The sequence below is a fragment of the Rhizobacter sp. P2_D12 genome (assembly GCF_056404395.1).
This window is the reverse complement of record NZ_JBFUEB010000004.1, coordinates 105998-112190: the sequence shown is the minus strand read 5'-3', so window position 1 is coordinate 112190 and position 6193 is coordinate 105998. Positions and strand designations below refer to the sequence as shown.

Sequence of the window (6193 nt, the reverse complement as noted above, 5' to 3'; positions counted from 1 at the left end):
TCCGGCCGATGCACCGGTCGACGGCGCAGTGCCGCCGGTCCAGGCGTTCAGCGACACCGTGCCCGGCCCCGATGCCGAGACCGGCGAGGTGCGCGAAGGCGGACGCCGCCGTCGCCGTGGCCGCGGTGGCCGCGACCGTGACGAGGCACGCAACGGCGAAGCCGTCGTGACCGAGAACGGCACCGAGCTGGCCGCGCTGCCGGGCGATGAAGCCGCGCCGGTCGAGATCGAGCGCGATGTGCAGGCCGTGGACGGCGTCGAGACGCCGGACGCGAACGGCGCCGCACCGGAAGGTGGCGAGCGCGACGGACGCCGCCGTGGACGAGGCCGCGGTGGCCGCGATCGCCAGCGCCGCGAGAACGGCGAAGCTGCCGAAGGCACGGCGCAGCCGGTCGACGGCGCCGAGGCCGTGGGTGCGGACGAGGCGCCCGTCACGCCGGTTGAAACCGCGGTGACCGCCCAGCCGTACGAGGCCGAGCCGGTGGTGGCAGCGATGCCGGTCGTTGCGGCACCGGTGGCAGCGGCCATCGTTGCCGCGCCGGTGGCACCCGCACCGGTCGCCGCGCCGGCCCCGCGCTTCGAATTGCCGCTCGACGAGCTGCAGTCGGTGGCGCAGAACGCCGGCCTGCAGTGGGTCAACTCCGACGCCGACAAGATCCGCGCGGTGCAGGAGGCGATGGCCCGCGAGCCGAAGCCGATCCACGTGCCGCGCGAGCCGCGTCCGCCGGTGGTGATCGACGAAGGCCCGCTGGTGCTGGTCGAGACCCGCAAGGACCTGTCGCAGTTCAAGCTGCCGTTCGAGTCGGAATCGGGCGCGCCGCGCCAGTGATGATCTGACAGCTCACGCGAGCCACGACGGCGCCTTCGGGCGCCGTTTCTCATGGCAGCGCGGCATATGCACGCCGCCCGCGGCCCGCACCGGGGCTTGCCGCCTTGCCGGCCGCACGGCGCGCATGCCATGCTCGGCGCTCACTTCCGGAGCCTGCCCATGAAGAAGCTCGCCTTGTGGCTGGGAGCCTGCCTGTGGCCGCTGCTGGCCGCCGCCGGCCCGCTCGATGAACGCGCCGCCGACCTGCACCTGAAGGCCATCGCGGCCGGCGACGTCGACGCGGTGATGAAGGCCTATGGCGACGACCCGTGGATGGACTGGGTCGGCGGACCGCTCGACGGCCGCTACCGCGGGGCCGATGCATTGCGCCAGCTGTGGACGAAGTTCGCGGCCAGCAACGAGAACCAGCCGCGCACGCTGCAGCGCACGGTGATCACGCAGAACGCGAACCCGAAGGGCGTGACGCTCAGCGCGACCGCCGAATACGTCGGCAAGACGATGACGGTGCGCGTGCACCACGTACTGGTGTACCGCGACGCGAGGCTCGTCAGCGAGGTCTGGCAGATCGATCCGAACGCGGCCCTGGTGCCGGTGCCCTGAGGCGATGCGCGTGCGCTGCGGGGCCGGGATCGCGCTCGCGCTCGAAATCCTCGTCGCACTGCCGGCGCAGGCTGGGTCGCTCGCCGTCGACGTGCGCACACCGCAAGGCGGGCCGGTCGAGGACGCAGTGGTGTGGCTCGAAGCCCCCGCCGCACCGGCCCGGGCGCGCACGCCGGCTCGCGTCGAGATCCAGCAGCTGAAGCTGGAGTTCGTGCCGTTCGTCACCGTGGTGCCGCTGGGCACGCGCATCGACTTCCCGAACCGCGACAAGGTCAAGCACCACGTCTACTCGTTCTCGGCGGCGAAGAACTTCGAGATCCAGCTCTACAGCGGCATGCCGGTCGAGCCGGTGCTGTTCGACAAGCCCGGCCCGGTCGTGCTCGGCTGCAACATCCACGACTGGATGGAGGCCTACGTGATGGTGGTCGACTCGGCCTGGTTCGCGAAGGCCGATGCCTCGGGCCGCGCCAGCGTCGGCGCGCTGCCGCCCGGTCGCTACACGCTGCACGGCTGGCACCCGTACCAGAAGGCGGCACCCGCCGCACAGGAGGTCGAGATCAGCGGCGCAGGCGACACGCGCCGGTTGCGCCTGGACATCGACCTCGCGGTGCCGCCGCGCAAGCCGCGCCGGCCGGTCGACGAGCGCTACTGACGCACGCCGCCCCGGATTCCGCTGCGCTCCGTCCGGGCTACGACGACTGGTCGCCCGGATGCCAATCCGGGGTTCGACCTTCCTTGAGCGCCCGCGCGAGCACTTTCGTCAAGGCAGGCGCTCGAGCGCGTTCTGGTAGGTCGGCTGGTGCATCAGCTCGTCCCACGGCAGCGGCGAACTCTGCGGCAGCAGCTCCAGCCGGCGCGTCTCACTGTTGGCATCGGCCTGCCAGCGGCCCTGCTCCAGCGCCAGCTGCAGCCCGTCGAGCAGCGCATCGACCGGCCGGCCGCCATCGACCTTGGACTGGTTGCACAGCAGCACCAGGTCGCAGCCGGCATTGAGCGCGGCGATGCCGCCTTCGACCGGGTTGCCGGCGATGCGCGCGCCTTCCATGCTCAGGTCGTCGCAGCAGATCGCGCCGGTGAAGCCGAGCTGGCCACGCAGGATGTCCTTCAGCCAGCGCGGCGAGAAGCCGGCCGGCAACGCATCGACCTGCGGGAAGGTGACGTGCGCCGGCATCACGCTGGTCAGCGCGGTCGACAGCCAGTCGTAGGGCTTGGCGTCCTCGGCCAGGATCTCCTGCAAGCCGCGGTCGTCGACGGCGCGCGCGACGTGCGAATCGGCCACCGCATAGCCGTGGGCCGGGAAGTGCTTGCCGCAATTGGCCATGCCGGCCCGCAGCAGCCCGGTGACCAGCGACTGCGCCAGCACCGAGACGACGCGCGGATCGCGGTGGAAGGCGCGGTTGCCGACCACCTCGCTGCGCCCGTGGTCGAGGTCGACCACCGGGGTGAAGCTGAGCTCGACGCCGCAGGCCAGCAGCTCGGCGCCCAGCACATAGCCGGCCGAGGTGGCGGCATCGATCGCGCGCATCGCATCCTGCATCCACAGCGCGCCGAACTCGCGCATCGCCGGCAGGTGGGTGAAGCCGTCGGTGCGGAAGCGCTGCACGCGCCCGCCTTCGTGGTCGACGGTGATCAGCAGGTCCGGGCGGATGGCCTTGACCTCGGCGGTCAGCTCGGTGAGGTGGCGCCGGTCGACCCAGTTGCGCGTGAACAGGATCATGCCGCCGGTCAGCGGGTGCCGCAGCCGGCGTCGGTCGTCGTCGTTGAGGGCAGTGCCGGCGATGTCGAGGATCACCGGGGCGTGTTCGCTCATGCTCGTTCTTTCGGGTTCAAGGTTGCTTGACTTCGACCACGACGAAGCTGGCGGCGTAGTCGGTCTCGTCGCTGACGCTGACGTGCGCGACCAGGTGGCGCGCCTCGAACCAGGCGGCCAGCTCGCCGTGCAGCCGGATCTCGGGCTTGCCGCTGGCCAGGTTCAGGATCTCGCAGGCGCGCCAGGTCATCGGCATGCGCATGCCGCGGCCGATGGCCTTGGAAAACGCCTCCTTGGMCGAGAAGCGGGTCGCGAGGTAGCTGATGCCGCGCGATTCGACGCGGGCGCGCCGCGCATGGAACACCGCCAGTTCCTGCGGCCCGAGCACCTTGCTCGCGAAGCGGTCGCCGCGCCGCGCCAGCGAGGCCGCGATGCGGCGCACGTCGCAGACGTCGGTGCCGATGCCGTAGATCACCGCGCCGCCGCCAGCTGGATGCAGCGCAGGTAGTCGCGCACCGTCTCGGCCATGCCCAGCTCCAGCGTGTCGGCGATCAGCGCGTGGCCGATCGACACCTCGTGCACGCCGGGCACCGCCCGCAGGAAGTCGGTGAGGTTGTCGCGGTTCAGGTCGTGGCCGGCGTTGACGCCCAGGCCGGCGCGCGCGGCAGCCTCGGCCGTCGCGGTGAAGGCCGCCAGCACGCCGGGGCCGGCAGCGCTGCCGTGCGCGCGGGCATAGGTCTCGGTGTAGAGCTCGACACGGTCGGCGCCGACCTCGCGCACGGCCGCCATCGCCTGCGGCTGCGGGTCCATGAAGAGGCTGACGCGCACGCCCAGCGCCTGCACCTCGGCGACCAGCGGCGCCAGGCGCGCGGCGTCTTCGGGAAAGCGCCAGCCGTGGTCGGAGGTCGCCTGCTCGACGCTGTCGGGCACGAAGGTGCACTGGTGCAGCGGCAGGCCGCGGCGCTTGAGCTCGTGCGCGAACTCGAGCAGGTTGTGGAACGGATTGCCTTCGATGTTGTATTCGACCTGCGGCCACTGCTTCAGCAGCTCGGCCAGCTCGTAGACGTCGGTGGCGCGGATGTGGCGCTCGTCGGGCCGCGGATGCACCGTGATGCCCTGGGCACCGGCCTGCAGCGCGAGCTCGGCCGCACCGGTGACGCTGGGAATGCCCAGCTGGCGCGAGTTGCGCAGCAGCGCGACCTTGTTGAGGTTGACCGACAGCGCGGCCTGCATGCTGCGCGGGTCGGTGCCGGTGGTCTGTAGAGGATTCATGGGTCAGCGCTCCAGGGCTTGCACGTCCAGCATCACCTGCCGCGTGCGCAGCACCGATGAGCCGAGATGATAGTGAAGCAGCGCCCGCAGCAGCAGCTTCAATTCCTGCAGCGCCGGCCCGCAGGCCTGCTGCAGTGCGGCGATGCTGCCATGCTGCAGCGCAGCCTGCAGGCCGATCAGCACCTGGCCCGCCAGCTCGCCATCGCGCCCGCGCGAGGTCGCGACGCCCTGCTCGGGCAGCAGCAGGTAGGCGCCGCCGGGCTGCACTTCGTCCTGCGTCGAGGTGACGCGGCTCAGGTCGGGCAGCACGCCCACCCGCTGCAGCAGCGTCAGCTCGAAGGCCCGCAGCGCGGCCTGCACGCTGCCGTCGTCGCGCGACACCAGGGCCGGCAACGTCAGCAAGTAGGCATCGAACAGCGCGGGATGCGGGTCGCTGCGCGCGAGCAGCTTCATCAGCAGCTCGTTCAGGTAGAAGCCGCTGAACAAGGCCGCGCCGGTCAGCATCGCGCTGCCGCCGGCCCACTCGGCACCGCGCAGCGTCTGCACCTCGCTGGCCTGCTCGGCGCCGGTCTCGGATGCGCGCGGCGGCTTGCCCAGCGACACCTGGATGCGCTGGAACGGCAGCAGCACCGACCGCAGCTGCGAATACGGCCGCTTCGCGCCCTTGGCGACCACCGCCAGGCGGCCCTGTTCGCGGGTGAAGAGGTCGAGGATCAGGCTGGATTCGCTCCAGTCGTAGTGGTGCAGCACGTAGGCCGCCTGCGTGGCCGGTGCGCGCGCGGGGCGTGTGGCCATGCGCCGCGCCTACTCGTAGCCGTAGCTGCGCAGATGCTCTTCGTCGTCGGCCCAGCCCGACCGCACCTTGACCCACAGCTCGAGGAAGACGCGGCCGTCCATCAGCCGTTCGAGTTCCTGGCGCGCCTCGGAGCCGATGCGCTTGAGGCGCTCGCCCTCGTTGCCGATGACCATGCCCTTGTGGGCGTCGCGCTCGACGATGATGGTGGCGGCGATGCGCCGCAGCGCGCCCTCTTCCTCGAACTTGTCGATCACGACCGTCGAGGTGTAGGGCAGCTCGTCGCCGGTCAGGCGGAACAGCTTCTCGCGGATGATCTCGCTGGCGAGGAACTTCTCGCTGCGGTCGGTCAGCGCGTCTTCTTCATAGAACCAGGGCTGCTGCGGCAGGTAGGGCTTCACGATGCCCAGCAGGCGCTGCACGTCGGCGTCTTTCCTGGCCGTCAGCGGCACGAACTCGGCGAAGGCGTGGCGGTCCTGCATGCCCTTGAGCCAGGGCGCCAGGTCGGAGCGGCGGTGCACGTTGTCGAGCTTGTTGGCGATCAGCATCACCGGCTTGTCGGCCGGCATCAGCGCCAGCACCTTGGCATCGTCGAGCCCGAAGCGGCCGGCCTCGACCACGAACAGCACCACGTCGACGTCGCCCAGCACGCCCTGCACGGTGCGGTTCAGCGTGCGGTTCAGCGGGGCGCTGTGGCGCGTCTGGAAGCCCGGGGTGTCGACGWASAYRAACTGTGYGTCGTCGMCGGTGYGGATGCCGGTGATGCGGTGCCGCGTGGTCTGCGCCTTGTCGGACGTGATGCTGACCTTCTGGCCGACCAGCGCGTTCAGCAGCGTCGACTTGCCGACGTTCGGGCGGCCGACGATGGCGACCAGGCCGCAGCGGGTGGCGGCCGGGGGCGCGCCAGCTCCGGCTTCGCCGGCAGGGGTGTCAGGTTGGTCGGTCATGC

Annotated in this window: 7 protein-coding genes and 1 pseudogene; 3 read left to right on the top strand and 5 right to left on the bottom strand. The window is 71.2% G+C overall.

Features of this window, described 5'->3' with window-relative positions; translation table 11 throughout:
- The 3 genes and pseudogenes from AC1DYN_RS02550 to AC1DYN_RS02540 form a co-directional block, all read left to right on the top strand.
- Positions 1-829: pseudogene (locus AC1DYN_RS02550) on the top strand (Rne/Rng family ribonuclease); the annotation flags it as partial.
- Positions 830-988: 159 nt separating this feature from the next.
- The gene (locus tag AC1DYN_RS02545) at positions 989-1429 is read left to right on the top strand and encodes a nuclear transport factor 2 family protein (protein WP_477957529.1); all 441 of its coding nucleotides are present in this window, start codon (positions 989-991) and stop codon (positions 1427-1429) included.
- Between the two features lie 4 nt (positions 1430-1433).
- On the top strand, positions 1434-2081 hold the full coding sequence (locus tag AC1DYN_RS02540) for a methylamine utilization protein (protein WP_477957528.1): 648 nt from the start codon (positions 1434-1436) through the stop codon (positions 2079-2081).
- 108 nt (positions 2082-2189) lie between these two features.
- Here the strand turns inward: AC1DYN_RS02540 and nagZ are convergent, their stop codons facing one another.
- The 5 genes from nagZ to era are packed head-to-tail and all read right to left on the bottom strand — an operon-like array spanning position 2190 to position 6191.
- Positions 2190-3239 carry a beta-N-acetylhexosaminidase gene (gene nagZ / locus AC1DYN_RS02535; RefSeq protein WP_477957527.1) on the bottom strand — a complete coding sequence of 350 codons (1050 nt, stop codon included), beginning with the start codon at positions 3237-3239 and terminating at the stop codon, positions 2190-2192.
- A gap of 16 nt (positions 3240-3255) precedes the next feature.
- Positions 3256-3654, bottom strand: a complete 399-nt coding sequence (acpS, locus tag AC1DYN_RS02530; protein WP_477957526.1) for a holo-ACP synthase — start codon at positions 3652-3654, stop codon at positions 3256-3258.
- The gene (locus tag AC1DYN_RS02525) at positions 3651-4451 is read right to left on the bottom strand and encodes a pyridoxine 5'-phosphate synthase (RefSeq protein ID WP_477957525.1); all 801 of its coding nucleotides are present in this window, start codon (positions 4449-4451) and stop codon (positions 3651-3653) included. Before AC1DYN_RS02525 ends, acpS begins: the two co-directional genes overlap by 4 nt.
- A gap of 3 nt (positions 4452-4454) precedes the next feature.
- Positions 4455-5246 carry a DNA repair protein RecO gene (gene recO, locus AC1DYN_RS02520; RefSeq protein ID WP_477957524.1) on the bottom strand — a complete coding sequence of 264 codons (792 nt, stop codon included), beginning with the start codon at positions 5244-5246 and terminating at the stop codon, positions 4455-4457.
- 9 nt (positions 5247-5255) lie between these two features.
- Positions 5256-6191, bottom strand: a complete 936-nt coding sequence (gene era / locus AC1DYN_RS02515) for a GTPase Era (RefSeq protein WP_477957523.1) — start codon at positions 6189-6191, stop codon at positions 5256-5258.
- Positions 6192-6193 lie beyond the last annotated feature (2 nt).

Excerpts from the sequence above, each read along its gene's own strand:
- AC1DYN_RS02545 (WP_477957529.1), top strand. The coding sequence starts at position 989 with ATGAAGAAGCTCGCCTTGTGGCTGGGAGCCTGCCTGTGGCCGCTGCTG.
- AC1DYN_RS02540 (WP_477957528.1), top strand. The coding sequence starts at position 1,434 with ATGCGCGTGCGCTGCGGGGCCGGGATCGCGCTCGCGCTCGAAATCCTC.
- nagZ (WP_477957527.1), bottom strand. The coding sequence starts at position 3,239 with ATGAGCGAACACGCCCCGGTGATCCTCGACATCGCCGGCACTGCCCTC.
- AC1DYN_RS02525 (WP_477957525.1), bottom strand. The coding sequence starts at position 4,451 with ATGAATCCTCTACAGACCACCGGCACCGACCCGCGCAGCATGCAGGCC.
- recO (WP_477957524.1), bottom strand. The coding sequence starts at position 5,246 with ATGGCCACACGCCCCGCGCGCGCACCGGCCACGCAGGCGGCCTACGTG.